The 25,311-nt window shown below is 69.1% G+C and carries 17 protein-coding genes; 3 read left to right on the top strand and 14 right to left on the bottom strand.

Going from position 1 to position 25,311, the window contains the following annotated elements; genetic code table 11:
- Nucleotides 1-25: 25 nt before the first annotated feature.
- The 8 genes from pbpC to argH all read right to left on the bottom strand — a co-directional run bounded on the left by pbpC (nucleotide 26) and on the right by argH (nucleotide 14,535).
- Complete coding sequence (gene pbpC / locus Cte04_RS04595; RefSeq protein ID WP_157081861.1) at nucleotides 26-2,566, bottom strand: penicillin-binding protein 1C; 2,541 nt, start codon at nucleotides 2,564-2,566, stop codon at nucleotides 26-28.
- Nucleotides 2,567-2,970: 404 nt separating this feature from the next.
- Nucleotides 2,971-3,531, bottom strand: coding sequence for an HdeD family acid-resistance protein (locus tag Cte04_RS04600; protein WP_066472800.1), 561 nt, complete (start codon nucleotides 3,529-3,531; stop codon nucleotides 2,971-2,973).
- Nucleotides 3,532-3,641: 110 nt separating this feature from the next.
- Entirely contained in the window at nucleotides 3,642-4,517 is an 876-nt protein-coding gene (locus Cte04_RS04605) for an endonuclease/exonuclease/phosphatase family protein (protein ID WP_066472803.1), read from the bottom strand.
- An 82-nt stretch (nucleotides 4,518-4,599) separates the two neighbouring features.
- A complete protein-coding gene (locus Cte04_RS04610; RefSeq protein ID WP_066472805.1) occupies nucleotides 4,600-5,226 on the bottom strand; it encodes a nucleotidyltransferase family protein in 627 nt (208 codons plus the stop codon).
- Entirely contained in the window at nucleotides 5,219-5,614 is a 396-nt protein-coding gene (locus Cte04_RS04615; RefSeq protein ID WP_066472809.1) for a VOC family protein, read from the bottom strand. Before Cte04_RS04615 ends, Cte04_RS04610 begins: the two co-directional genes overlap by 8 nt.
- Nucleotides 5,615-5,775: 161 nt before the next feature.
- Nucleotides 5,776-11,829, bottom strand: a complete 6,054-nt coding sequence (locus Cte04_RS04620; RefSeq protein ID WP_066472814.1) for an alpha-2-macroglobulin family protein — start codon at nucleotides 11,827-11,829, stop codon at nucleotides 5,776-5,778.
- Nucleotides 11,830-11,987: 158 nt separating this feature from the next.
- The gene (locus Cte04_RS04625; RefSeq protein ID WP_066472816.1) at nucleotides 11,988-12,968 is read right to left on the bottom strand and encodes a Bug family tripartite tricarboxylate transporter substrate binding protein; all 981 of its coding nucleotides are present in this window, start codon (nucleotides 12,966-12,968) and stop codon (nucleotides 11,988-11,990) included.
- Nucleotides 12,969-13,077: 109 nt separating this feature from the next.
- Nucleotides 13,078-14,535, bottom strand: a complete 1,458-nt coding sequence (gene argH, locus Cte04_RS04630) for an argininosuccinate lyase (RefSeq protein WP_066472818.1) — start codon at nucleotides 14,533-14,535, stop codon at nucleotides 13,078-13,080.
- 370 nt (nucleotides 14,536-14,905) lie between these two features.
- Between argH and Cte04_RS04635 the strand changes: the two genes are divergently transcribed.
- The 3 genes from Cte04_RS04635 to Cte04_RS04645 all read left to right on the top strand — a co-directional run bounded on the left by Cte04_RS04635 (nucleotide 14,906) and on the right by Cte04_RS04645 (nucleotide 17,925).
- The gene (locus Cte04_RS04635; RefSeq protein WP_083526503.1) at nucleotides 14,906-15,973 is read left to right on the top strand and encodes a DMT family transporter; all 1,068 of its coding nucleotides are present in this window, start codon (nucleotides 14,906-14,908) and stop codon (nucleotides 15,971-15,973) included.
- 88 nt (nucleotides 15,974-16,061) lie between these two features.
- On the top strand, nucleotides 16,062-17,153 hold the full coding sequence (locus Cte04_RS04640; protein ID WP_066473975.1) for a histidine kinase: 1,092 nt from the start codon (nucleotides 16,062-16,064) through the stop codon (nucleotides 17,151-17,153).
- Complete coding sequence (locus tag Cte04_RS04645) at nucleotides 17,134-17,925, top strand: LytR/AlgR family response regulator transcription factor (protein WP_066473966.1); 792 nt, start codon at nucleotides 17,134-17,136, stop codon at nucleotides 17,923-17,925. The genes Cte04_RS04640 and Cte04_RS04645 overlap by 20 nt, the downstream gene beginning before the upstream one ends.
- A 17-nt stretch (nucleotides 17,926-17,942) precedes the next feature.
- Here the strand turns inward: Cte04_RS04645 and Cte04_RS04650 are convergent, their stop codons facing one another.
- The 6 genes from Cte04_RS04650 to polA form a co-directional block, all read right to left on the bottom strand.
- Nucleotides 17,943-18,782 (bottom strand): ZIP family metal transporter, encoded by an 840-nt coding sequence (locus Cte04_RS04650; RefSeq protein WP_066472826.1) that lies wholly within the window; start codon nucleotides 18,780-18,782, stop codon nucleotides 17,943-17,945.
- A 205-nt stretch (nucleotides 18,783-18,987) separates the two neighbouring features.
- Nucleotides 18,988-19,899: a dienelactone hydrolase family protein gene (locus Cte04_RS04655; RefSeq protein WP_066472829.1), complete on the bottom strand. Its 912-nt coding sequence runs from the start codon at nucleotides 19,897-19,899 to the stop codon at nucleotides 18,988-18,990.
- 89 nt (nucleotides 19,900-19,988) lie between these two features.
- Nucleotides 19,989-20,318: an AzlD domain-containing protein gene (locus tag Cte04_RS04660; protein ID WP_245633291.1), complete on the bottom strand. Its 330-nt coding sequence runs from the start codon at nucleotides 20,316-20,318 to the stop codon at nucleotides 19,989-19,991.
- Nucleotides 20,315-21,037 (bottom strand): AzlC family ABC transporter permease, encoded by a 723-nt coding sequence (locus Cte04_RS04665; protein WP_245633292.1) that lies wholly within the window; start codon nucleotides 21,035-21,037, stop codon nucleotides 20,315-20,317. The genes Cte04_RS04660 and Cte04_RS04665 overlap by 4 nt, the downstream gene beginning before the upstream one ends.
- A 104-nt stretch (nucleotides 21,038-21,141) precedes the next feature.
- Nucleotides 21,142-22,248 (bottom strand): type 2 periplasmic-binding domain-containing protein, encoded by a 1,107-nt coding sequence (locus Cte04_RS04670; protein ID WP_157081838.1) that lies wholly within the window; start codon nucleotides 22,246-22,248, stop codon nucleotides 21,142-21,144.
- A gap of 189 nt (nucleotides 22,249-22,437) precedes the next feature.
- A complete protein-coding gene (gene polA / locus Cte04_RS04675; protein WP_066472836.1) occupies nucleotides 22,438-25,278 on the bottom strand; it encodes a DNA polymerase I in 2,841 nt (946 codons plus the stop codon).
- Nucleotides 25,279-25,311: the final 33 nt, after the last annotated feature.

Here is a 25,311-nt window from a genome sequence, read left to right on the forward strand (position 1 = left end):
CCTCGGTCCGGCGGTCTTGCGCGCATCAGCGGCGGCGCGTGCCGCGGATCTCCTCGGGGCCGGCCACCAGCGCGCCGGCACCGCGCACCTCCACCTGCACGCTGTCTAGCACCGTGCCCGCGGCATCGACCAGCTCGATGCGGTGGCGGCCCGGCCAGGGCAGCCATCCGACCTGGCTGCCGCGCCCGATCTCGCGCGTGACATCGGAAACCCGGGAGGTGCCGGCACCGCCCGCCGCAGCCGCGCCAGGCTGGACCGGCGCGGCGATGCGCTGCGTGACCATGCGCCAGCGCAGACTGCCGTCGCGCCAGTCCTGCTCGGCCGCCATGCCGGCCTGGCGCGCGATCAGCTGCACGCGCTGGCGGTCCGGCGGTATGTCGGGGTCCAGTGCCAGGATGGTGCCGTTGGCAGGCCGCGATATGCGCACCGGCATCGGCTGGACGCTACGGTTTTGCGTAGCAGCTTGCGCCGAGCCTGCGCCATTTCTCGCATGGTTTCGGCTTGAATTCCTGTCGTTGCCAGCGTCAGAAGCTACATGATCCATAGCAAAAACAGCCTGCTGCGTACCCGCGATGAACCACTCGCTGCGCGCGCTCTCCAGCGGCAGGCCCTGGCCGGCCGCACCTGGGCCGGCCGCGCCGAACTGCACCTGCTGCTGCACCAGGCCGGCCGGCGGTTGCGGCGCGCGGCTGGGCGTGGAGCGGTGCAGAAAGCCCATGATCTCGGCCCATACGGGCGCGGCGCCGCTGGTGCCGCTGACGGAATGCATGGCGTCGCCGCGCGCATTGCCCACCCACACGCCCACGGTGTAGCGCTCGGACCAGCCCAGGGCCCAGTTGTCGCGCATGTCCTTGCTGGTGCCGGTTTTCACGGCCGTCCAGAAGCGCGTGGCCAGCACGCTGTCGGTGCCGAAGGTGGGGGCGCGCGCCATGTTGTCCGAAAGGATATTGCCCACGATATAGGCCGCGCGCGCATCCAGCGCCTGTACGGGTGCCTCGCCCCCTGCAGTCTGCTCGCCATCATTGGGCTTGCCACCCGCCATGCGGCTCATGCGGCTGCCCGTGGGCCCCAGCGTCCAGCTCACAGGCCGGTATAGGCCTCCATTGCCCAGAGCGCGGTAGGCGTTGGTCAGCTGGAGCAAAGGTACTTCGCTGCTGCCCAGTGCCAGACTGAAACCGTAGTAGCCGCCGCTTTCGCGCAGCGGCAGGCCCAGGCGCTTGAGCTGGTCGAAAAATGCATCGGGCGTGACCATGACCAGGGTACGCACCGCCGGCACGTTGAGCGAGGAGGCCAGCGCCGTGCGCGCAGAGACCCAGCCCTTGAAGCGCCGGTCGTAGTTCTGCGGGATGTACAGGCCGTTCTGCGTGGGGATGTGGGCCGGCGAATCCTCGATCAGCGAGGCCGCCGTGAGGCGTTTTTCGGCAATCGCCTGCGCATAGAGAAAGGGCTTGAACGTGGAGCCCGGCTGGCGCATGGCGGTCACGCCGTCCACTTCCGAGGCCTGGCTCAGCGTGCCCGAGGAGCCCACCCAGGCCAGGATCTCGCCCGTGGCGTTGTCCAGCACCACGGCGGCACCGTCCTCCACATTGCGGCCCTGCAGCTCGCGCAGATGCTGCTGCAGGCTGGCGACGGCAAAGCGCTGCAAGGGTGCGCTGAGCGTGGAGCGCACCTGCTCCCGGTTCTTGTTCTGCGGCAGCGCCAGCCAGCGCCGCGCGAAATGCGGGGCCACGCCTTCGCTGGGTGCCCACTGTCGGCGCTGCAGCACGCTGGCCGTGTACAGCTGCAGGGCCGAGCCGCCGTCCTGGCAGTTGCGCGCGGCCGCGTCGTCGGGCGCCATGGCCTGCAGCACGCCGCAGGCGCGCTGGGCCACGCGCTCGGGCGAGGCATTGGGCGCCCGCACCAGGGCCGCGGCAAGCGCCGCCTCGCGCGCATCCAGGCCGTGCGGCGCCTTGCCGAACAGGGTCTGCGCCAGCGCGTCGATGCCCACGATCTCGCCGCGGAACGGCACCAGATTGAGGTAGGCCTCCAGGATCTGGTCCTTGCGCCAGCGCCGGTCCAGCACCTGGGCCGCCACGGCCTGGCCGACCTTCTGCACCACCGTGCGCCCGCCCGGGCCCTGGCGCCAGTCGCCGTCGAGCAAACCGGCCAGCTGCATGGTGATGGTGCTGGCGCCGCGCGTACGCGTGTTCCACAGATTGCCCCAGGCCGCCGAGGTCACGGCCGTCCAGTCCACGCCGCTGTGCTCGTAGAAGCGCTTGTCCTCGCTGAGCACCAGGGCCGTGCGCAAGGCCGGCGACACATCGCCCAGCGCGGTCCACGGGCCGCGGCGAACCGTGCTGTCGGTGCGCAGGCGCTGCAGCACCTCGCCTTCGCGCGACAGCAGCACCGTCTCGGAGGAACGGTGCTCGCGCCTGACTTCGTCGAAACTGGGCAGCGCATGGGAGACGGTGGACAGGCCAAGGCCCAGGAGGGCGGCGATGGCAGCGCGGCGCAGCAGGCGGCGGCCGGGCTCTGGGGCGCCTGCACGGAGCAGGGCGGGAATGGCGGGGACGGGTGCGTCGGTCATAGGCATGGCGGCAGGCTCCTGGGGAGCCCGGGCCAGCATTGTCCCAAAGAAAGAAGGCATGCCCTTGCCGCATGCCTCTGAGGTAGACGCCCGGAGCCAGGCCGGCAGCCCGCGCGGGCTCCGGGAACGCGTTGCAGCGCCCCAGGACCTGTTTACATAACGCACGTGGATCGCGTTGTGCAGCCTGGGGATGGATGCCAGGCGCCGGGCCGCATCAAGGTAGGCACCTTGCAAGGACCGGCAACGCCGCAGACGCCCAAGGCTGCACAACCCTTCGGGCAAGCCAGGCAGGGCCGCCACTGCGGCGTTGCAGTCCTTGTGCGGGTTGGCACCCGCACGGCGTCGCGCGCCTGGCATTGACACCTGCCTGGCTTGCGCGACCGCAAGGGTTATGTGAACAGGCCCTAAGGCATCGCGTTCTTGCGGATCTTGAAGGCCAGGATCACCATCAGCACGCCGAAGGCCACGGCATACACGGCCAGCACCCACAGCATGGCCATCATGCCGGCGCCCGGCTGGGCCAGCACGAAGCCGCCGAAAAGCACGGAGATCGCGCCGCCCAGCACCAGCACCCATTCGCCCTCGATTTCCTTGCGCAGGCGGATGGCCGCGATGATCTGCATCACGCCGGTAATCAGCGCCCAGGCGCCGATGTACATGGTCAGCACCAGCGCCGTGATGGCCGGATTGACGACCGTGAGCACGCCGACGACCACGCCCGTCAGTCCCCACAGCAGAATCACCCACCAGTGGCGCGACTGGTGGCGGCTCCGGATCGCCGCATACACGCCCAGCAGGCCGTCGATAAACACATAGGCGCCGAAGACCAGCACCAGGGCTGCGGCCGATGCCGCTGGCTGCAGCCAGGTCAGCACGCCGAACACGATGGCGACCAGGCCGCGCAGCAGCAGCACCCACCAGGTACGGTGCAGCATGATGGACAGGGACGGGACGGCAACAGGCATGGGAACTCCTTTCAGGTGGCGGATTCGCCTCTACCTTGAACGCTGGCCCGCGCGCCGTCTGTAGTCCTTTCACGCAAGCGCGGCGGCCCGTGCAGGCGCCTGGACATGGATCAAGCCAGGCCCAGCAGCACGGGCTGGTGGTCGGAGGCCTGGGTGGCGCTGTCCACCCGCCAGTCGCGCACATGGGAGCGCAGGCTGTCGCTGACCCAGATGAAATCGCAAGCCCCGGGCTCCGGACCCCAGGTGCGGTCGACGAGCCGGAAGGTCGGCGGCTGGGGCTCGCCGGGGTGCAGCACCGTCCAGCTGTTGTGCCAGCCGCCGGGCTCCCGCGCCCCCTCTTCGCCCCGGTCCCAGGGCGCGGAAAGCACCGCATATTCGTCTTCGTGCGGCTCGAAGTTGAAATCGCCGCACAGGATGGCATGGCGGGTATGCGGCTTGGTCTGGTAGGGCGAGCCGTCGTCGGCCGGCTGCGGCGGCGCATCGGCCAGCGCGCAGGCCTGCAGATGCAGCGAGCGCAAGGCCCGGGCCTGGGCCATGCGCTGGCGCGCCGAGAAATACTCCAGGTGCGTGCCCATGATGCGCACCGGCCCCAGTGCCGCATCGTGCACCGTCACCACCGAGCACATGCGCTGCATGCAGCGCACGCCGGCCTCGGCCGGAAACGGCAGCGGATGGTGCTGCACCTGCAGCACCGGCAGCCGCGTGGCGACCACGTTGCCGAAGCGCTGCCGGCCCTGCGCGGTGAACTCGTCCACCGATGCGCCGAAGAAGACCTGCCAGCCGGGCAGCAGCGCCCGCAGCTGGCCGACCTGGTCGCCGGGGCGACCCTGCAGCGCCGGATAGTTCACGGCCACTTCCTGCAGGCACAGCACATCCAGCCCGCCCTGGTCCTGCGCCATCTGCAGCGCATGGCGCACGATGCGCTCCACGCTGACCTGCCCGTCCATACCGCAGCACCATTGGGTATTCCATGTCAGAACTTGCATAGGCGTCCTTGGATATTCAATCAAATCGCATTCCAGCGCTTGTACACCAAGCGTCCATAGCTATGCTTTTAGCCATTGCTGCTCAGGCGGCGGCCTCGATCTGCAGCAGCGGCCAGTGGCGCTGCCACGGCTTGGACTGCATGCGCTGCGCATAGGTGCGCGCATCGACCCGCTCGGGCTGCGAGGCGTTGTAGCGCACGCGCAGCGCCAGCAGATCGTCCAGACCCAGCGGCGCCACCAGCTGCAGCTCGTTGCGCGCATCCAGGTAGACGCCCACGCAGGTGGCCACTTCGGGCCAGCTCGCCACCGCCTGCTCGAGCGAGGCAAAGGGCGGCACCGGCTGGCCTGCGGCGCCGCGATACCAGCAGTGCACGGCCGCCTGGTTCACGACTTCCCATCGCGCCCAGGGCAAGCTGTCCTGCAACTGCCGCCGGGCCGATGCCTGCGCCGACTGCCAGCGGCCCTGCGCCACCTCCTGCGCGTCGAAATACACCGCGTCCATGTCGCCCAGTCCGGACGGCGGCCGCACGCCGGCGGTGCGGCCATGCAGTGCCTCCCACACGGCGCAGCGCACGGCGCCCGCGCCTATGCACCACGATGACCAGCCCTGCTGCCCGGCCGCCGCCAGCGCCTGCATCAGCCAGGGCGTGCGCCGCACAAGGCTCAGGACCTGCCCGGCCTGCGCCGCGCCAGGGGCGGCGTCATGCATGGCCCGCAGTCCGTTCGCGCAGCTGGAACACATTGCCTTCGCAGTCCATGGCATTGCAGACGGCAAAGCCCGGGCCCTGCCAGCGCTCGTCGAACACCTGGCCGCCCAGTGTCCGGGCAGCCCGGGCGGCCTCGGCGATGGAAGGCACGGTGGCAAAGAACCGGAGCGCCGCGTTCTCGCGCCGCACCGGCGGCGAGGCAATGCTGATCTGGCCGGCAATGGCTTCGGGGATCGCGTGGATGACCAGTTGCAGCTGCGGCGACTCGATCACCGTCAGGTTTTCGTCGCGGTGCAGCGGCTGCATGCCCAGCACCCGGCCGTAGAAATTCGCGAGCGCATCGCGGTGTCTGGCGTAGATCAGCACGCCTGCTGCAGCGGGTCCGGACATGAAAGTACTCCATTGCACGAGAGCGCCACTGTACTCCGCTCCTGGCCTTCGGCTCGCCGGGTGCTGCGCCCCGCCTGCGGCAATGGCGCATGAAAAAGCCCCGGGCCGCGCATGCGGGCCGGGGCTCGGGGTCCCTGCGCGGCGGCTTGCGCCGCCGGGCATTACTTGGGCATGGCCACCTTGATCCTGGCGTTGGGCGCCTCGCCGAACATCTCGGGGGCGTACAGCGCTTCGACGCGGGTGGGCGGCAAGGCGAACTCGCCGGCATTGTTCAGGCGCACCGTGTACTCCACCTTGGTCTTGCCCGCGGGCAGGTACTGGTAGTAGGCACGGTAGGCCTCGAAGCTGCGCTCCTCGTAGGCCAGCCAGCCCGCGCCCTCCTGCTTCTCGCCGGCCGAGGCGATTTCCGAATCGCGGCCCAGGCCGCCGCCCAGGATGGTGGCGCCCGTGGGCACGGGGTCGGTGATGGCCACCCAGGTCATGTCGGCCTTGCCCTGCACTTCCAGCGTCACGCGCAGCACGTCGCCGCGCGTGTACTGGCCCGCACCCAGGCTCTTGTCGGCCTGCTCCACGGGCGTCACGGTGCGCTTGACGGTATAGCCGGAGCTGAACGGCTCCTTGAGCTGCATGGCCGCGACGGACTGCACGGTCAGCCAGGGCTTGCCCGTGCCCTGCTGGGTCACGGTGAGCTGTCCCTTGCCGGCCTTGCCCCAGGGCATGAACATGGTGTTGTTCATCAGGCCGCCGGCACGCACGGGCGCGCCGAACAGGCTGGTGGCATGGGCCGTGCCCTGCGCGTCCTCGGAGGTGGCGCGCCGCACATTGGCCCAGTCCACCTTGGCCTCGTTGCCGTTCATGCTGGCCACCGTGGTGCCGGCCACGGGCACGGCCTCGAACTTCTGCGAGAAGCGGCGCAGCGCCAGCGCACCCCACAGATTGGCCGTGGTGGTGCTCCAGGCACCCGACTGCTGGCGGGCGATGAAGCCGCTGACCAGTCGCGGCATGTCGTCCTTCCACTCGGGCTCGTCCATGGTCGCCAGCATCAGGCGCGCCAGGTTCACGTCCGGGCCCTGCATCAGCCACCACCAGCTGTCGTCCTGGTCGGTGGAGAAGCCCACGCGCGTACCGTTGAACGTCAGGCGGCCGCGCAGGATCTGCATGGCCTGGGCCAGGCGCTCATCGCGCTGCGGCGCATCCTTCATGTGCTGCAGCAGGATCGCCAGATCGATCACCGCATGGGTGGGCCACTGGTTGGGCGTGATGTTGATGCTGTCGAGCATGCGCGGCGAGGCCTTGCCGTACTGCGCCAATGCGGCGATGGCCGCGAGCTTGCGCATTTCCAGGTCCTTGCGCGGGCTCCAGAAGTTGCGCTGGATGCGGCCTTCCACGAAGGCGATCAGGCCGTCTTCCATGCGCGCGCGCTCGGCAGCGGGCAGCACGAAGCGCTTGTCCACGCCCTGGGCCAGGGCAGCCAGGTTCAGCAGGTGCGCGGTCAGCGTGTCGCTGCCGCTGTCGCGGAAACCGTCGCGCGGCGGGAAGTAGTTGGCCAGGCCGTCACCGTCCAGATAGTTGGGCAGCTGGGCCATGGTCGATTGCCACAGCTCGGCATTGCTCATGCCCACGGCCTTGCCCGTGATCTGCTCCAGGCAGGAGTACGGGTAGCGGGCCCACCAGTCGCGCACGCCCGGCAAGCCTTCGGTCAGCTTGGGCACCAGCGACATCTGCAGGCCGCCGCGTCCCGGCAGCGCATCGGCGGGCGGCGCCACGGGCACGGCATAGCTGCCGTCCACCTGCACCAGCGTGGCCTGCTGCACGCTCAAGGGCACGGCAGGGACGATGCGCTGGCTGATCTTGAGCGCGTCCTGGGCGGCATCGGCACCGCCGCCGACATCGCGCGCCGAAATCTCCCAGATCAGCGCTTCGGCACGCGTGCCGGCCAGCTGGGCCGGAGCCTTCACGTCCCAGGCCACTTCACGCGCCTCGCCGGCGGGAATGTCGACCTTCTGGGGCTGCAGCTCCAGCAGCGTGGCGCGCGGCGTGACTTCCACCTTCATGGCCTTGGCCGACGTGTTGCGCAGCGTGACCTGGGCACGGAACTGGTCGTCCTCGCGCACCAGCGGCGGCAGGCCGCTGATGATCTGCAGGTCCTGCGTGGTGCGGATGGCCGTCTGGCCCGTGCCGAACAGGCCCACGCCATGGTCGGCCACGGCCACCACCTGGAAGGTGGTCAGCGCATCGTTGAGCGGCACCTCGATCTGTGCTTCGCCCTTGGCATCCAGCACCACATTGGGCTTCCACAGCAGCAGGGTGTCGAGCAGCTCGCGCGTGGGGCTGCGGCCGCCGCCGCCGCCCGCGGGCACGGCCTTCTTGCCGTAGTGGCGCCGGCCGATGACTTCCATCTGCGCCGTGGCGGTCTGCACGCCCCAGGAGCGGCGCGTCATCATGGCATCCAGCAGCTGCCAGCTGGGATTGGGCATGAGCTCCAGCAGCGCCTGGTCCACGGCGGCCACCGCGACCTCGGCACCGGCCGCGGGCTTGCCGTCAGGCAACGTGGCCTTCACGGTGACCCTGGCCGTGCCGCGCACCTTGTAGCTGCCCTTGTCGGCGCTGAGCTTCACGTCGATGGCGTGTCCCTTGATGCCGACGCGGATCTCGGCCATGCCGAAGCGGAAGGCCGGCTTGGACAGATCCACCATGGCCGTGGGCGCGATGTATTCCTTGCCCTCGTGCCAGAAGGCATTCCACCATTCACGCGGAGACTTGAAGCCCCAGGTGAAGAAGCTGTACCAGGGCACCTCGCGCAGGCGGCCGCGCAGGGCCAGCACGCTCACGTAGACGTTGGGGCCCCAGCTGTCCTGCACCTTGAGTTCCACCGTGGGGTTCTCGCCATTGAGTTCCACGACCTGGGTGCTCACGATGCCTTCGCGCTCCACGGCCACCAGGGCCGTGGCGCTGCGGAACGGCATGCGCACCTGAAAGCGCGCCGTCTCGCCGGGCTCGTAGCTCTTGCGCTCGGCCAGCACGTCCATGCGGTCATGGTCCTCGCCGCCGAACCACAGCTCGCCCTTGCCGGTGACCCACACACTGGTGGCGGCCTGCGCACTGCGGCTGTCCTTGTCGGTGGCCGAAACGATCAGCTCCACCTCGCCGGGCTGGGCCAGCTGGGCTTCGCACTGCAGCAGGCCATGGCTGTCGGTGGTGCCCGAGCACACCGTGCCCAGCGACTTCAGCGAGGTCTGGTTGTCGTAGCTGTAGAAGCCGCCGACCAGACGCTTGCGGCTGGAGGTGGTGATGCGGGCCACGGCCTCCACCTTGACGGGCACGCCGGCCTGGGCCTTGCCCGAGGTATCGAGCGTCAGCGCCTGGAAGCTGAGCTTGCGGTCCACCGAGATCCAGCCTTCGGCACGGATGCCGGCCACCACGGCCGCGGGCCACAGGGTCTGCGTGCTGCGCAGGGTCTGCACCTCGCCGTTGGGGTCGGCGTAGCTGGCCTCCATCAGCAGCTCGCGGGCCTCCCTGGACTTGGGCAAATTGGAGATGTTGACCTTGCCCAGGCCGTTCCTGTCCAGCGTCACGGGCAGCTTGTCGGCCACCACCTTGCTTTCGTCGCTGGCGGCTTCCTCTTCGTCATCGCTGCGCTCCAGGTCCTGGGCGCCGCGCGGAGAACGGAAGCTGAAACCGTCCCAATCGGAGAAGTCCAGCGACTTGGTCCGCACCACGGCCGACACCTTGACCGGCAGATTGGCCGCGGCACCGCCCGAGACATAGTTGATCTGCACCTGGGCCGGCACGCTGCTCACGTTGTAGAGCGGTCCCTTGGCCTCGGGGCCTATGCGGCCCTCCATCACGGGGAGGCGGAACTCCTCCACGCGGAACGACCCGGTGCTGAAGGTGCGGCGGTAGCTGCTGCCGCCGCCGGCATAGCCCAGCTCCACGTAGTATTCGCCGAGCTTGGCGGCCTTGGGAATGGCGAATTCGCTGGCCGCGCTCAGCCCCCCCGAGCCGGTGCTGCGCCAGTTCAGGGCCTGGGTGAAGCGCTGGCCGCTGCCCACATGGGTGATGCGCAGCTGGTCGGGCCGGTTTTCCGGCAGGGCAAAGCCGTTGCGGCCTGCGCCAGGGCCGGTGAGGCTGCGCAGGATGTGCTTCATGGACACGGTCTCGCCGGCGCGAAACAGCATGCGGTCGAAGATGGTGTGGGCGGCCTCGTCACGCTCGGAGCTGCTGCTGGTGGGCGCGTTGAAGCGCCAGGGCTCTATGCCCTTTTGCCAGTTGCTCCAGGTGAAGGCCAGTTCCTCGCCCTTGTCCGTACTGGCGCGGGCGCTCACGAAATAGGCAGCGCTATGGTAGAAGCCTTCGTCTGTGCGGCTGCACTGGGGCGGATTGGGGCTCAGGTCCGGGAACGAGGCCACGCCCTGCTCGTTGGTGGTGGCCGACGCCAGCGCGCGGCCGTTGCAGTCGGACACCTGCACCCTGGCGCCAGGCACCACCTTGCCCTTGTCCAGCGTCGTCACCCAGGCCACCGAATTCTCGCGGCCCAGCTTGAAATGCACGGCCAGATTGGTCACCAGGGCCGAAGTGCGCACATACATGGTGCGGCCCGCGCCATAGCCTTCATCGAGCAGCGACTTGCCCAGCATGGGCGATGCGATCTCGACGATCTGGAAGCCAGGGCTCAGCGGGATGCCCACCACCTCGAAGGGGCGCGGATCGCCCTTGGATGCCTTGGGCATCTCCAGCTTCTGGACCTGGCTCTGCCCATCGAGCAGGGACAGCATGCGCGTCTGCACGTAGTGCTTTTCGTCGTTGATGACAGGCGGCAGCACCTTCACGTCGCGCGCCGCACGCTTGCGGCTGACGGTGTAGCTGTCGTAGTCCTCCAGCTTGTGCAGCCAGGCGATGATGTCGGCATCCGAGCCGCCCTTCTTGGTGCGCACCAGGCTGGCGTCCAGCGACTGCGCGGTCAGCTCGGGCTCCACATTGCGCAGCGTCACGGGCAGCAGCGCCGGGCCGTCCGGGCCTTCGGCAAAGCGCTCGACGATGCCGAACGGCGAAGCTGCGAACTTGGCCAGCGGCGGCATGGCGCCCGTGGCCGTGGCCAGCGGGAACATGCCGGCGTTCTCCAGCGTGCGGCCGGCCGCGTCCTTGAACTGGGGCGGCAGCTCGATCACATACTTGGCATTGGCCGTCATGGTGGGCGGGAAGCTCACGCTGTCGACCAGCGAATCCTCGGCCAGCCTGTCGCCGTTCTGCTCGATGACGGGTGCCACCGCAGAAGCGCCGCTCTTGAGGCGTATGCCCTCGATGAGCTTGCGCGGCACCGGCGCATTGAAGGACAGGCGCATGGGCCGGATCGGCAGGCAGGCCGCCTGGGCGTTTTCACGCTCGCAGCTGAAATCGGCGGAGAAAGGCTCGCGCACGCTGTATTCGTAGCGCTGCACGTCCTTGCTGGCCAGGCCGCTCGCCATGGCCACGCCCTGGCCGTAGACCAGCGTCATCTTGCTGCCCGAAGTCAGGCGGCGGTTGCAGCCGAGCACCACATATTTCTGCGGATTCCTGGCGGCGTCCTTGTCCCAGCGCTGCTGCTTGAGCACGGCATCGCGGTCCTTGCCAGTGACCAGTTGCACGGGAATGCGCTCGCCCACGCCTTCCGAGGTGCACCACATATGCTTTTGCACGCTGTCGGGCAGGGCCGCGCCCGTCAGGCGCAGCGCGAACATCTGCTGCTCGTCGATGCTCTCGTAGGTGTCGGGGGCGATGCGCTCCACCTGCGGGCCGCCGGTCTGGAACTGGTAGCTGGCGGCGCCGGTCAGCGCCGTGCCGGCGACCGTTTTGAACTGGGAATTGATCTGCGCCGTGCAGCGCACGCCGGCCGGCAGGTTGTCCGCGAAGTCGAACACCCACTCCTTTTCGCTGTTCCAGCGCCCCGTGCCCTGCGCCGCCTGGGCGTCGCTGCACTTGAGCGTCACAGGCGCTGCGGCCTTGGGATCGCCCAGGCGCACGCCGGCGCCGTCGAGCTGGACCACCACCTGCCCCACCTTGGTCACATCGCCTTGCGGGCTGAACTGGCGGATGCCCACGGCATGCGCCGATACGGCGGCCAGCCCCCACAGCAAACCCGCCCCCAGGGCCTTGCGCCAGGCCGGCGCCCGGCTTTGCGCGTTCGGAGGTGCCTTTCGGGACACTTCTTCGGCCTTCTTCGTGCTCGGCACGCTCATAACAGCTTTCCCCTCTGAGCCGCAAAGAATGCCCCGGGCCCACTATTTTGAATTGGAGTTATGGCCCGGCGCGTCTTTCCCCACCACTGGGAAGCAGGCACGAAAAAACCCTGCTCCTCGGGCGAAGCAGGGCTTTGAGCAGATGCTGCACGCGCGGGCTATTGCGGCTGGAAGCCGCTGCGCCGAATGATACCGGCCCATACCCGGGTGTAGGCCGCCTCCCTGGCCGCCAGCTGTGCGGAATTCATGTATCCGACTGTAAGACCAAGCGCCGTCAGCTGCTCGTGCACATCCTGCTGCCTGAGCACCGCGGCCAGCGCCGAAGAGAACCGGTCCACGAAAGCCTGGGGCGTGCCCCGGGGCGCATAGATGCCGTAATACGGCGTGTCCTCGAAGCCCTGGATGCCCTGCTCGGCCAGCGTGGGCACGTCGGGCATGGCGGCCTGGCGCTTTGCACCCAGCACGCCGATCACGCGCAGCTTGCCGGCCTTGTGGTTCTCCATGAAGTCCTGCACCGAGCCAATGCCGGCCGGAATCTGGTTGCCCAGCATGTCGGCCAGCATGGGCGCGCTGCCGCGGTAGGGCGCGGCCACGAGGTCGAGCTGGTAGTGCTCGGCCAGCAGCTTGACCAGGAACTCGGGCGTGGAAGCCGGCGCGGGAATGCCCACGCTGCCGCGCCGCGCACCGGCGCGCACCCAGGCCACGTACTCGGCGAGGTTCCTGGCCGGCGTGCTGCTCGATACGGCCAGCGCGTTCACAAAGGTCGCGAAGCCGGCCACGGGCACGAAGTCCTGGTGCGGATCGAAGCCGGGCTTTTTCACCACCTGGGGCAGGATGGAGATGGTGTGGTCGTGCGTGAGAAACAGCGTATGGCCGTCGGCCGGCGCCGCCTTGAGCTGCTGTGCCGCGATCTGGCCGCCTGCGCCGGGGCGGTTGTCCACGATGACGGTGGTGCCCAGCTCGTCCTTGAGCCGGTCGGCCAGCAGGCGCGCAATGGCGTCCGAGCCGCCGCCGGGCGGAAAGCCCACCAGGATCCGGATCGGCTGCGATGCCGGCTGCGCCCAGGCCAGGGGCTGCAGCGCCGCAGCGGCAGCGGCTCCCAGGCCGGCCTGCAGCAGTTGACGACGGGATTGCGCCATGAGTTCTCTCCTTGTGTATTGTTCGGTCTGCCCCAAGCAAAAGCGCCCGGCAAAGGGCGCTTTTCCGGCGCAATGATTACGCCACAAATTCAGGGCCGCGGGGCGGCCATCAGCCCAGGCGCGCCTGGTGCCGCGCCAGCTGGGCACGCACCTGCGCGGGCGCGGTGCCGCCCAGCGTGTTGCGGGCATTGAGCGAGCCCTCCAGGCTCAGCGCCTCGAACACGTCGGCCTCGATGTTCGGGTTGAAGGCCTGCAGTTCGGCCAGGGGCAGCTCGGTCAGGTCCACGCCCTTCATGGTGGCCAGCTTCACGGCATGCGCCACGGTCTCGTGCGCGTCGCGGAACGGCAGGCCCTTCTTGACCAGGTAGTCGGCCAGGTCGGTGGCCGTGGCATAGCCCTTGAGCGCGGCGGCGCGCATGGCCTCCTGGTTGACGGTGATGCCCCCCTCCTTGGCACCGGTGGCCGGGTTGACCTGGCCGCCGATCATCTCGGCGAAGATGCGCAGCGTGTCCTTGAGCGTGTCCACGGTGTCGAACAGCGGCTCCTTGTCCTCCTGGTTGTCCTTGTTGTAGGCCAGGGGCTGACCCTTCATCAGCGTGATCAGGCCCATCAGGTGGCCGACCACGCGGCCGGTCTTGCCGCGTGCGAGCTCGGGCACGTCGGGGTTCTTCTTCTGCGGCATGATCGACGAGCCGGTGGTGAAGCGGTCGGCGATGCGGATGAAGCCGAAGTTCTGGCTCATCCAGATGATCAGCTCCTCGGACAGGCGCGAGATGTGCACCATGCACAGGCTGGCGGCCGCAGTGAATTCGATGGCGAAGTCACGGTCGCTCACGCCGTCCAGGCTGTTCTGGCTCACGCCTTCCATGCCCAGCGTGCGGGCCACGCGCTCGCGGTCCAGCGGGTAGGTGGTGCCGGCCAGCGCCGCGCTGCCCAGGGGCAGCACGTTGACGCGCTTGCGCACGTCCAGCATGCGCTCGGCGTCACGCTTGAACATTTCCACATAGGCCAGCAGGTGGTGGGCGAAGCTCACTGGCTGGGCCACCTGCAGGTGGGTGAAGCCGGGCAGGATCACATCCACGTTCTTCTCGGCCACCTCGACCAGCGAACGCTGCAGCTCCTTGAGCAGGCCTTCGATGAGGTCGATCTCGCCGCGCAGCCACAGACGCACGTCGGTGGCCACCTGGTCGTTGCGGCTGCGGCCGGTGTGCAGGCGCTTGCCCGCATCGCCCACGAGCTGGGTCAGGCGCGCCTCGATGTTCAGGTGCACGTCTTCGAGGTCCAGCTTCCAGTCGAAGCTGCCGGCCTCGATCTCGGCCGTGATCTGCGCCATGCCCTTCTGGATGGCGGCAAAGTCCTCGGCCGCGATGATCTTCTGGGCCGCCAGCATCTCGGCGTGCGCCAGGCTGCCCTGGATGTCGGCCTGCCACATGCGCTTGTCGAAGAACACGCTGGAGGTATAGCGCTTGACGAGGTCGCTCATGGGTTCGGAGAACAGGGCCGACCAGGCTTCGGCCTTGGTGTCGAGCTGGTTGTGCGAGGGAGTGGAGTTTTGATGGGCGGACATAGGGGACAAAGCGGGGTGAGCCGGATGAAATCGCTGCGGACTGCAGCGGTCCGCGAAACCGCCCATTTTATCGGCGGTGCCGGCCGTCGGCCCTGCGCACCGCCGCAAGCCCGGGCGATGGCAAAAAACAGACAGCGCCGCTCGCTGCGGATGCTATGTTTTTCAAAGTCCTTTCGCTTACCAGCAAAGCGCTGCAGGCGGATTTTCTGGATATCACATCCGACTGCCCCATAGGCCTGATGCCATCCATGCCATGGCTGGCGGCGCACAATCGCGCTCGCCTCAGCGGTGGGCCTGCGCTTGTGCGGGCCATCTTGGTTTGCGGCAGTTGGATGGGCCGGCACTTAACAAGCGCCGGCCTTCGTTGTTGATGTCTTCCCGTTCGTCGATGGCCCAGGGTCTGGTGTTTGCGCTCGCCGCCTGCGGCCTTTGGGGCGCCATTTACATGGTGCCCACGCTGCTGCCCGAGTTTTCACCGCTGCAGATCACCTTTGCCCGTTTCGGTCTTTACGGCGTGGTGGCCCTGTGCATCTTTGCGCCGCGCGCTGCCCGGCTGCGGCCGCGCATCCGCAGGGTGGACCTGCTGCGCCTGGCCTGGCTGGCGCTCGTGGGCAATATCGCCTACTTCGCCGTGGCTGCCACGGCCGTGCAATGGGTGGGCGTGCCGGTGACGTCGCTGATCGTCGGCCTGGTGCCCGTGCTCGTGCCCCTGATGGCGCGCCACACGGCCGGCTCGCTGCCCCTACGGCACCTGGCCATGCCACTGCTGCTCATCGTGCTGGGCATCGTCACCATCAACAGCCAGGCCCTGGGCCAGGCGCTGTCGGCCGGCGGCACGGGCGGCACGCGCTATGCGGGCGGCGTCTTCATGGCCATGCTGGCCCTGCTGGCCTGGAGCCGCTATGCCATCGACAACAACCGCTTCCTGCGCGACAGCAGCTTCAACGGCTCCGAATGGTCCACGCTGTGGGGCCTGGTCGTGGGCGTGCTGAGCCTGGTGCTGGCCGCACTGTGGTGGTGGCTCGCGCCGGCCGCCACCCAGCAGATCCCGCCGGCACGCTGGCAGACTTTCTGGCTGCTGTGCCTGGGCATGGCCATCTTCTGCTCCTGGCTCGGCAACCTGGCCTGGAATGCGGCCAGCGTGCGCCTGCCGGTTTCCCTCATGGGCCAGCTCGTGGTGTTCGAGACCCTGTTCACGCTGCTCTACCACTTCGCCTGGGAAAGGCGCCTGCCGGACTGGACCGAGTGCCTTGCGATGGCGCTGATCCTCACCGGCATAGGCTGGTCGCTCAAGCGCTTTGCCCAGGCGGCCCGCGGCGCCGAGGCCCTGGCGCCGGCACCCGCTGCCGCGTCCACGGGCCTGGCCATGGCCTTGCGCCACATCAGACGAGGCTCGTTCAGGCTGCGCCAGCTGGCCGGCCTGCGCCGGCATGCCTGAACCGGCACCGCCGCAGCCATAATCACCAGCCACGGGCCCGCGCCGCCGCGGCGGGCCCCTGTCCTGCCTTGCCGTGACTTGCGAGCCCATCTTGCCGAACCCGACCACCCGCCCCGCCGAGCCCCCGTCGCGCCTGCCGCAGCCGCTGGTGTTCGACGCCTGCAATGCAGGCGTGGTGCTGCGTGCCGTGCTGTTCGTGCAGGGCGTGATTGCCGTCGCGGCCATGTTCGGCACCGGCACGCCGGCCGAATGGCTTTCGCGCATGGCCCTGCTGACCGGCGCCAGCCTGCCCGGCACGCTGATCTGGCTGATCGCGGCCTGCAGCCTCAAGCACCGGCTGCAGCGCATGCACACGCGCGGCCAGTACCTGGGCGGCGTGGCGCTGGGCATGCTGGCCGGTCTGTACGCCTGCGCCACGCTGCACTGGGTGGGCCTGGCCGACGCGCCCTGGCTGGCCAGCGCCGTCACCGGCGGGGTGCTGGCGGCCGCGCTGGTCACGGCCCTGGTGCTGCGTGCACGCGGCAGCACGCCCGCCCAGACCCAGGCGCGCCTGGCCGAGCTGCAGTCGCGAATCCGCCCGCACTTTCTGTTCAACACCCTCAACAGCGCCATCGCGCTGGTGCGCGCCGAACCGGCCAAGGCCGAAACCCTGCTGGAGGACCTGAGCGACCTGTTCCGCTACGCCCTGGCCGAACCGCACAGCACGGCCACGCTGGCCCAGGAAATCGAGCTGGCCCAGCGCTACCTGGCCATCGAGCAGGTGCGCTTTGGCGATCGGCTGCAGATGCAGTGGCAGCTGGACCCCGACGCCCATGGCGCGCTGCTGCCGCCCCTGCTGCTGCAGCCGCTGGTCGAGAACGCCATCCGCCACGGAGTGGAGCCCGGCCTGCGCGGCGGCAAGCTGCAGATACGCACGCAAAGGCGCGGCGAGCAGGCCGTGGTCCACATCATCAACACCCTGCCGGCGGACGGCGCCGCGCAGGACACCGCATCGCCCAGCGGCCACCGCATTGCGCTGGCCAACGTGAAGGCCAGGCTTTCGCTGCTGCACGACCTGCACGGCAGCTTTTCGGCCCGCGTCCAGGGCGGCTTCTTCATCGTGCGCATCGCCGTGCCCCTTCCCGATTCCGACAGCCGGCAGCCCTCTGCCGCCCTCCGCCATGCACATACTGATCGTTGACGACGAGGCCCTGGCCCGGACCCGCCTGCGCACGCTGCTGGGCGACTGCGAGGACCGCGAAAGCCGCCAGGGCCGCGAGCCGCTGCGCGTGCAGGAAGCCGCCGACGCCCGCCAGGCCCTGGAAGTGCTGCAGGCCTCGCGGCAGATGGCAAGGCCCGTGCAGCTGGTACTGCTGGACATCCACATGCCGGGCCAGGACGGCCTGACGCTGGCCCGGGCGCTGTGCTCGCAGGCCGAGCCGGCGGCCGTCATCTTCGTGACGGCCCATGCCCACCATGCGGTCGACGCCTTCGAGCTGGACGCCGTGGACTACCTGACCAAGCCGGTGCGCCTGGAACGCCTGGAGCAGGCCCTGCTCAAGGCCGAGCGCGCCATCGAGGCCCGCAGCGCCCTGGCGCAGGCCGCGCGCGAGACCGGCGCGCAGCTGCTGATACAGGAGCGCGGGCGCACGGTACGCCTGCCCCTGGCCGAGGTGCTCTATCTGAAAGCCGAGCAGAAATACATCACGGTGCGCACCGCCGCACGCCACTACATCCTCGACGGCGCCCTGGCCGAACTCGAGGAGCGCCACGGCGAGCACCTGCTGCGCGTGCACCGCAATGCGCTGGTGGCGCGCTCCGCGCTGCGCGGCCTGGAGCGCTGCGACGGCGGCGCCGACGGGGAAACCTGGATGCTGCAGCTGCACGGCGTGCCCGAGATGCTGGCGGTCTCGCGGCGCCAGCTGCCCGCCGTGCGCGCCGTGCTGCGCGGCGAGGCCCTGCCCCAGGCCTGAGCGCCGTTCAGCAAATTTCAGTGCGCATGGCTGTGCGCCGCGCCGCTCATGACCGTGACCAGGACGATGCCCAGCAGCAGCCAGCCCACCTGGGCCGCGGTCTCTCGCGCGCTCAGCCGCCTCTGCAGCTGGGGAATCAGGTCGGCCAGCGCCACATAGATGAAGCTGCTGGAAGCCACCACCAGGAAGTACGGGAGCAGCTCGTGCAGCTGGCCGATGAGGAAATAGCCCGCAATGCCGCCCAGGGTGGTGACCGCGCCCGCCATGGAGACCTTGATCAGCGCCACGCGCCGGTTGGAGCTGGACTGGCGCAGCACCACGATGTCGCCCATGTGGTGCGGCACCTCGTGGGCCAGCACGGACAGGGCCGCGATCAGCCCCAGCCGGATGTCGGCCACGAAGGCCGAGGCAATCAGCACGCCGTCGCCGAAGCAGTGCACGCTGTCGCCCGTCAGCACGGCCCAGCCGCCGCCCTGGTGGCCGTGGCCATGCCCATGGCCCTGTTCGTGCGCGTGGGCATGCCCATGGCCGTGGCCGTGATGCGCATGGGACGGCGGATGCGCGTGGGAATGCTCGTGCCCGTGGTGCCACAGCTCGGCCTTGGACAGCAGAAAGAAGAACACCAGCCCCACCAGCAGGGTGATGAACAGGTCGTGCGCCTCGCCATGGCTCTCGAACGCCTCGGGCAGCAAATGCATGAAAGCCGTGGCCAGCAAGGCGCCGGCCGCCAGGCTCAGCAGCCGCTGCGGCATCATGCCCGGCGAACGCGAGCCGCCCAAACCCATCAACAAAGCGGCCACCCAGACGCTGCCGATGCCGGCCGCCAGAGTGGCCAGAATGATTGCTACCAATGTCATAGCTAATTTCTTGCTTTTAGCCTGCCTCACAGGCGAAACCCGCGAATTCTCGCAGAATGCGCCGCCCACTGCGGCGCGCGGCGCTATCACCACACCGCAAGCCCGGAGCTGCTTCCCGGTTTCACCTTAGCAAAGCTGTCAAGCCCCCGCCGGATCCTTTTTCCGCAGGGTCGTGGCCGGACGCCGGGCCACGGATGCAGGCCGCCTAAGACACGCCATGCCTGTGCAGCCAGGCCAGCATACGCTGCCAGCCATCCTGGGCAGCCTGCTCGCGGTAGCTGGGCCGGTAGTCGGCATGGAAGGCGTGGCCCGCCTCCGGATAGATCACGAATTCCGAGGCCTTGGCCGCAGCCGGGCCGTGCCGCAGCCGTTCGCGCATGCGTTCCACGGAGGCCACGGGAATGCCGCCATCCTGGCCGCCATACAGGCCCAGCACCGGCGCCTTGAGCTGCGGGACCAGGTCCACCGGATGGGCCGGCTGCAAGGCCGTCTTCTCGCCTTCCAGTCGCCCGTACCAGGCCACGCCGGCCCGGGCAGCGCCATGGGCGGCATACAGCCAGGTGATGCGCCCGCCCCAGCAAAAGCCGGTAATGCCGAGGCGGGCCCCGTCGCCGCCATGGGCCGCGGCCCATTGCACGGCGCCGTCGAGATCGGCCATGGCCTGGGCATCGGGCACCCGGGCCACCACCTCGCTCATGAGCCTGGCCATCTCGGTATAGCTGGCGGGATCGCCCTGGCGCGCAAACAGGTCCGGAGCAATCGCCAGATAGCCGGCGCGCGCCAGGCGCCGGCAGACATCGGCAATGTATTCATGCACACCGAAAATTTCAGAAACCACCAGCACCACGGGCAGGTCGGCCTTCTTTTCCGGCATCGCATGGTAGGCCGGCACGGCAAAGCCGCCCACCTCGTAATGGATGCGTCCGGCCGCCAGGCCATCCGCCGGCGTGGCGATGGCCGTCTGCGCCATCACCGGGCCGGCAGCTGCGGCATAGCCCAGCCCCGCACCGATTCCCAGCGCCATGCGCAGCATGCCGCGCCGGCTGTCCTTGCCCTCTTCTGCCGAACGGCCCGGCAGCATGGATTCCAGATCCCGCCTGATATCGCCATATTGCATAGGAAGTCGCCTTTCCAGCCATGAACGGCTCGCAGCAGTCTAATCGGTGAGCCCGGGCACAGCTGCAGCCCCCTTGCGTGGAGCGCGGCTCAGAACCACCAGCGCACCAGGGCCGCCGCCAGCGCGCCCAGGATCACCACCAGCAGGAACGGCAGGCGCAGCCACAGGGCCGCGGCCGCCACGGCCAGCGCCGCCAGGCGCGCATCGAACACCAGCCGGGTACCGCCGGCCAGCGTGTTCATGACCGTCAGCGAAGCCAGCAAGGCCACCGTGAGGCAGGCCGCCACCTGGGTCATGCGCGGGCTGTGCAGCCAGCGCTGCGGCAGGCTGTAGCCCAGGAATTTGGTCACGAAGGCCAGTGCGCAAGCCAGCGCGATCCAGCCCCACAGGCCGGTCCCCGTCATCGCTGCGCCGCTCATGCGGGACCTCCCCTTTTCGCCTCGGAAGGCCGCATCCAGCCCCACAGGGCGCCGACGGCCGCAGCCAGCAGGATCGGCAGGCCCGGCGGCACCAGCGGGATGGCCACGGCCGTGACCAGGCCGCACACCAGCGCCAGCGCAACCGGCTCGCGCGCGTTCAGCCGCGGCCAGAGCAGGCCCAGAAAGGCCGCCACCGCTGCGCCATCCAGGCCGAAGCGGCGCGTGTCGCCCAGGGCGTCGCCCAGCAGCGCGCCCAGCAGGGTGAACAGGTTCCAGAACAGGAAGACGCCGCCCCCGGCCATCCAGAAGCCGCGACGCTGCTCGGCCGCATCATCCTGGCCCGCGGCCGTGGCCGCCGATTCGTCAATGGTCCAGTGCGCGGCCAGCCAGCGCCACAGGCCGTGCGGGCCGACCATGCGGCTCAGCTGCATGCCGTAGATGGCATTGCGCACGCCCAGCAGGCTGGCCGCGCCCACGGCGGCGGCCCCGCTGCCGCCGCCGGCAATCACGCCGACGAAGGCGAATTGCGAACCGCCCGTGAACATCAGAAAGCTCAGCGCCTGGGTCTGCCAGAGGTCGAGGCCGGCCGCCACCGACAGTGCGCCGAACGAGATGCCGTACAGCCCGGTGGCCACCGCGATGGACAGGCCCATGCGCATCGCCGGCGTCATGCGCGCGCTGCCTTGGGCGGGGCGGCTGGAGCCGCTGCCTGCGCTCATAAAACGGGAGCTTGCAGCGCTCCTGCCTTCTTTGTTCTACTGCTATTCATCATTGGAATCATGGCACATCCAGCGCTGACCGCTATGCATTTTCATGCAGGCCGTCAGGGCTGCGCCTCCTGCGCGGGGGCCTGCGGCAAAGCCTCGGAGGAAATGTTGTCGAGCCAGGTCGCCACGCTGCGCCAGTCCCCCAGGGAGTTTTCCACGAAGGCCTGGCTGGCCTCGATCGAGAATGTGGACGGCTCCAGCTGCAGATCCTGGATCAGGCGCTGCGTGTCGGCCCGCAGGGCGATGGCATGCAGCGCCCGGCCCAGGCGTTCGCGTTCATCGGGCTTCATGCGCGCCGGCACGAACCAGGCCATCCAGCCCGAGGAGATGGGCGGCAGCCGCCATTGGCAGAAATTGGGCACATCCGAGACCGGCTGCTCCCCCGCAAAGGCCAGGATCTGCAGCCTGGAGCGCACGGCATCGCCGGCGGCGTCCGCCACGCGCCGGATCTCGGCGCAATGGTCCAGCAGCAGGTCCTGGCGGCCCGCCAGCAGATCCTTCACGGCCGGATAGACTTCGCGTGCATAGGTCTGCGCCTGCCAGGCCACGCCGGTGCGGCGCTCCATGGCCTTGATCCAGATGCCGGGCATGCCGCCGTTGACCGGCACGCCCAGGCGCACCGGCCGCCCCAGCTTGCGCAGCCTGGCAACCAGCTCGCCGCTGTTCTTCAGCGGCTGGCCGCTGGCCGCCGCCAGGCACCAGGAACGCTGCAGCACCAGCTGCACCGGCAGCATGCTCAATCCGCGGCGTCTCGCGCCGTCTTCATCCTGGATCTGCACGGCCAGCACCGAGGACATCAGCATCAGCGTACGCTGCGGCGGCGCTTCGTCCACCGCCCAGCGCACGGCCCGCACGCCCTGGGCCCGGCTGGCCTCGTGCACGGCAGCCTTGCCTTCCAGGTACTGGGGCAGCAGCCTGGCATAGTGGCGCGCCACCGCATCGGCCACCTGGGCCCGCTCCAGCGGCTGCACCAGCACCCAGCTGCCTTTTTCCTGGGCCTGGGCCAGGCCGGCCACGCCCAGCAGGCTGCCGACGCCCAGGGCACCGGCCAGCAGGTCGCGCCGCATGCGCCTGCGCACCAGGGTACAGCGCGGCTTTCTGTGAAAGCCGATGAGCGCCACGGAGTCCAAAGTGATCAGGACCTGATACAAGATGGAAGTCAAAACATGTCCTCGCAGAAAAACCGCAGTTGCAGGGCCGCACGGATCTCGCCGGCGGCGTGCGAAGCGCTTGTGGCGCCCGGGCACGGCCCTGGCTAGATCGTATACAGCTTCATGGCGCTTGGGAGGCGCCCGCCTGCCGTGTCGCGCTATTCCGACACTGCATAGCGGACGGATGGGCCGGACGTTGGTTCAGTGCGCCTGGTCCCAGTTGGGCCCGAAGCCGACCTCGGCCAGCAGCGGCACCTTGAGCTCGGCCACCTGGGCCATCAGGCGCGGGATTTCGGTCCTGACCCAGTCCTGCTCGGCGGCGGGCAGCTCGAACACCAGTTCGTCGTGCACCTGCATGATGACCTTGACCTCGGGCCTGGCGGCGTCCAGCTCGGCCTGCACGGCCACCATGGCCTTCTTGATCAGATCGGCCGCCGTGCCCTGCATGGGCGCGTTGATGGCCTGGCGCTCGGCGGCTTTCTTGCGCGGGCCGCTGCCGCCGTTGATGTCGGGCAGGTACAGGCGCCGGCCGAACACGGTCTGCACATAGCCGTGGGCATGGGCGAATTCCACGGTCTCGTCCATGTAGCGCTTGACGCCCGGATAGCGCTGGAAGTACTTGTCGATATAGGCCGCCGCGGCCTTGGTCTCTATGCCCAGGTTCTTGGCCAGGCCGAAGCTGCTCATGCCGTAGATCAGGCCGAAGTTGATGACCTTGGCATAGCGGCGCTGCTCGCTGCTGACCTGCTCCAGCTCCACGCCGAAGACCTCGGCCGCCGTGGCGCGGTGCACGTCGCGGCCTTCGTGGAAGGCCCGGAGCAGGGACTCGTCGCCCGACAGATGGGCCATGATGCGCAGTTCGATCTGCGAATAGTCGGCGCTGGCGATCAGCCTGCCCTCGGGCGCGACAAAGGCCTCGCGCACGCGCCGGCCCTCGGGCGTGCGGATCGGGATGTTCTGCAGATTGGGGTCGTTGCTGGACAGGCGCCCCGTCACGGCCACGGCCTGGGCATAGTGGGTGTGCACGCGGCCCGTGCGCGGCAGCGCCAGCTGGGCCAGCTTGTCGGTATAGGTGCCCTTGAGCTTGGACAGGCTGCGGTGCTCCAGCAGCTTGGCCGGCAGAGGGTAGTCCTCGGCCAGCTTTTCCAGCACCTCCTCGTCGGTGCTGCGCGCGCCCGTGGCGGTCTTCTTCACCACGGGCATGCCCAGCTTGTCGAAGAAGATCTCGCCCAGCTGCTTGGGGCTGGCCAGATTGAAGGGCTGGCCCGCGATGTCATAGGCCTCCTGCTCCAGCTGCACGATGCGCTGGCCCAGGTCGTTGCTCTGCCTGGCCAGCGTGGCCGCGTCGATGAGCACGCCGTTGCGCTCGATGCGGAACAGCGCCTCGCTGGTCGCGATCTCCAGCTCGTAGATGCCGCGCAGGGCTTCGCTGGCCTGCAGCTGCGGCCACAGCACGCCGTGCACGTCCAGCGTCTGGTCGGCATCCTCGCAGGCATAGGCGGCCGCCTTGTCCACGGGTACCTGGGCAAACGGAATCTGGTGCGCGCCCTTGCCGCACAGGTCTTCGTAGCTGATGCCCGTGCGGTTGGTGTGGCGCAGCGCCAGGCTGGCCAGGCCATGCGGGCGGTGCACTTCCAGCACATAGCTTTGCAGCATGGTGTCGTGCACATAGCCGCGCACCTCGATGCCGGCATTGGCGAACACATGGCGGTCGTACTTGATGTGCTGGCCCAGCTTGGGCTTGGCCGCATCCTCCAGCCAGGGCCTGAGCCGCGCCAGCACCTCGTCGAAAGGCAGCTGCTCGGGCGCGTCCGGGCCCGCATGGCGCAGCGGGATGTAGGCCGCCTCTCCGGGATTGACGCTCAGCGAGATGCCGACGATCTCGGCCTTCATCTCGTCCAGCGAATTGGTCTCGGTATCGATGGCCGTGAGCGGCGCTGCATCGATCCGCCCCAGCCACTGGTCGAACAGTTCCCAGGTCAGCACCACGTCATAGTGCAGCTCGCGCTGCTGGGCCTGCTCGGCCTCGGCCGTGGCGCTGCCGGATTCCTCGGCCTGCTCGGCAAACATGTCGTCCGTGGCCGTGTCGGCACGCGGCCTGGCGCTCTTGCGGCCGGACTGCACGGCCTCCAGCGCATCGGGCTGCGCGGCACCGCCGCCGATGGCGCGCGCCAGTGCCTTGAAGCCGTAGCGCTCGTAGAAGTCGCGCAGCTGCACGGCGTCGGGCACGGCCGGCTCCAGCACCGCCAGGTCGGGCAGGCCGGGCAGCTCGGCCTTCAGGTCGCAGTCGGTCTTCATGGTCACCAGCTGGCGGCTCAGCGCCAGCTGGCCCGAGGCGATCGCATCGCGCAGGTTCTGCCCCGCCACGCCCTTGATGTCGGTCGCATGGGCGATGAGCGCATCCAGCGAGCCGTACTCCAGCAGCCATTTGGCCGCGGTCTTGGGCCCGACCTTGGCCACGCCGGGCACGTTGTCCACCGCGTCGCCCACCAGGGACTGGTAATCGATCATGAGCTGGGGCGGTACGCCGAACTCCGCCGTGACGCCCGCCACGTCGCGGCGCTTGCCGCTCATGGTGTCCATGACCATGATGCGCTCGTCCACCAGCTGGGACAGGTCCTTGTCGCCGCTGGAGATGACCACGTTCACGCCCTGGCAAGCCGCCGTCTTGGCCAGCGTGCCGATCACGTCGTCGGCCTCCACGCCCTGTATGGCCAGCACCGGCCAGCCCAGCAGGCGCACCACTTCGTGGATGGGCTCGATCTGGGCGCGCAGATCGTCGGGCATGGGCGCGCGGTGGGCCTTGTAGTCGGCATACAGCGCATCGCGGAAGGTCGGGCCGCTGGTGTCGAACACGCAGGCCGCATAGTCGGCCGCCACGTCCTTCTTCAGCGCCTGCAGCATGTTGATCATGCCGCGTATCGCCCCGGTGGCCGGGCTGGCCGGGTTGCCGGGCTCTGCCCGCAGGTCCGGCATGGCGTGATAGGCGCGGTACAGGTAGCTGGAGCCGTCGATCAGCACCAAAGTCTTGGAATTGCTCATCCCCGGATTGTGCACGCCCTGCCGCGCCCGGCG

The organism is Comamonas terrae (assembly GCF_001544075.1).
GTDB classification, from domain to species: Bacteria; Pseudomonadota; Gammaproteobacteria; order Burkholderiales; family Burkholderiaceae_C; genus Comamonas; species Comamonas terrae.

Excerpts from the sequence above, each read along its gene's own strand:
- pbpC (WP_157081861.1), bottom strand. The coding sequence starts at position 2,566 with ATGACCGACGCACCCGTCCCCGCCATTCCCGCCCTGCTCCGTGCAGGC.
- Cte04_RS04600 (WP_066472800.1), bottom strand. The coding sequence starts at position 3,531 with ATGCCTGTTGCCGTCCCGTCCCTGTCCATCATGCTGCACCGTACCTGG.
- Cte04_RS04605 (WP_066472803.1), bottom strand. The coding sequence starts at position 4,517 with ATGCAAGTTCTGACATGGAATACCCAATGGTGCTGCGGTATGGACGGG.
- Cte04_RS04610 (WP_066472805.1), bottom strand. The coding sequence starts at position 5,226 with ATGCATGACGCCGCCCCTGGCGCGGCGCAGGCCGGGCAGGTCCTGAGC.
- Cte04_RS04615 (WP_066472809.1), bottom strand. The coding sequence starts at position 5,614 with ATGTCCGGACCCGCTGCAGCAGGCGTGCTGATCTACGCCAGACACCGC.
- Cte04_RS04620 (WP_066472814.1), bottom strand. The coding sequence starts at position 11,829 with ATGAGCGTGCCGAGCACGAAGAAGGCCGAAGAAGTGTCCCGAAAGGCA.
- Cte04_RS04625 (WP_066472816.1), bottom strand. The coding sequence starts at position 12,968 with ATGGCGCAATCCCGTCGTCAACTGCTGCAGGCCGGCCTGGGAGCCGCT.
- argH (WP_066472818.1), bottom strand. The coding sequence starts at position 14,535 with ATGTCCGCCCATCAAAACTCCACTCCCTCGCACAACCAGCTCGACACC.
- Cte04_RS04635 (WP_083526503.1), top strand. The coding sequence starts at position 14,906 with ATGTCTTCCCGTTCGTCGATGGCCCAGGGTCTGGTGTTTGCGCTCGCC.
- Cte04_RS04645 (WP_066473966.1), top strand. The coding sequence starts at position 17,134 with ATGCACATACTGATCGTTGACGACGAGGCCCTGGCCCGGACCCGCCTG.
- Cte04_RS04650 (WP_066472826.1), bottom strand. The coding sequence starts at position 18,782 with ATGACATTGGTAGCAATCATTCTGGCCACTCTGGCGGCCGGCATCGGC.
- Cte04_RS04655 (WP_066472829.1), bottom strand. The coding sequence starts at position 19,899 with ATGCAATATGGCGATATCAGGCGGGATCTGGAATCCATGCTGCCGGGC.
- Cte04_RS04660 (WP_245633291.1), bottom strand. The coding sequence starts at position 20,318 with ATGAGCGGCGCAGCGATGACGGGGACCGGCCTGTGGGGCTGGATCGCG.
- Cte04_RS04665 (WP_245633292.1), bottom strand. The coding sequence starts at position 21,037 with ATGAGCGCAGGCAGCGGCTCCAGCCGCCCCGCCCAAGGCAGCGCGCGC.
- polA (WP_066472836.1), bottom strand. The coding sequence starts at position 25,278 with ATGAGCAATTCCAAGACTTTGGTGCTGATCGACGGCTCCAGCTACCTG.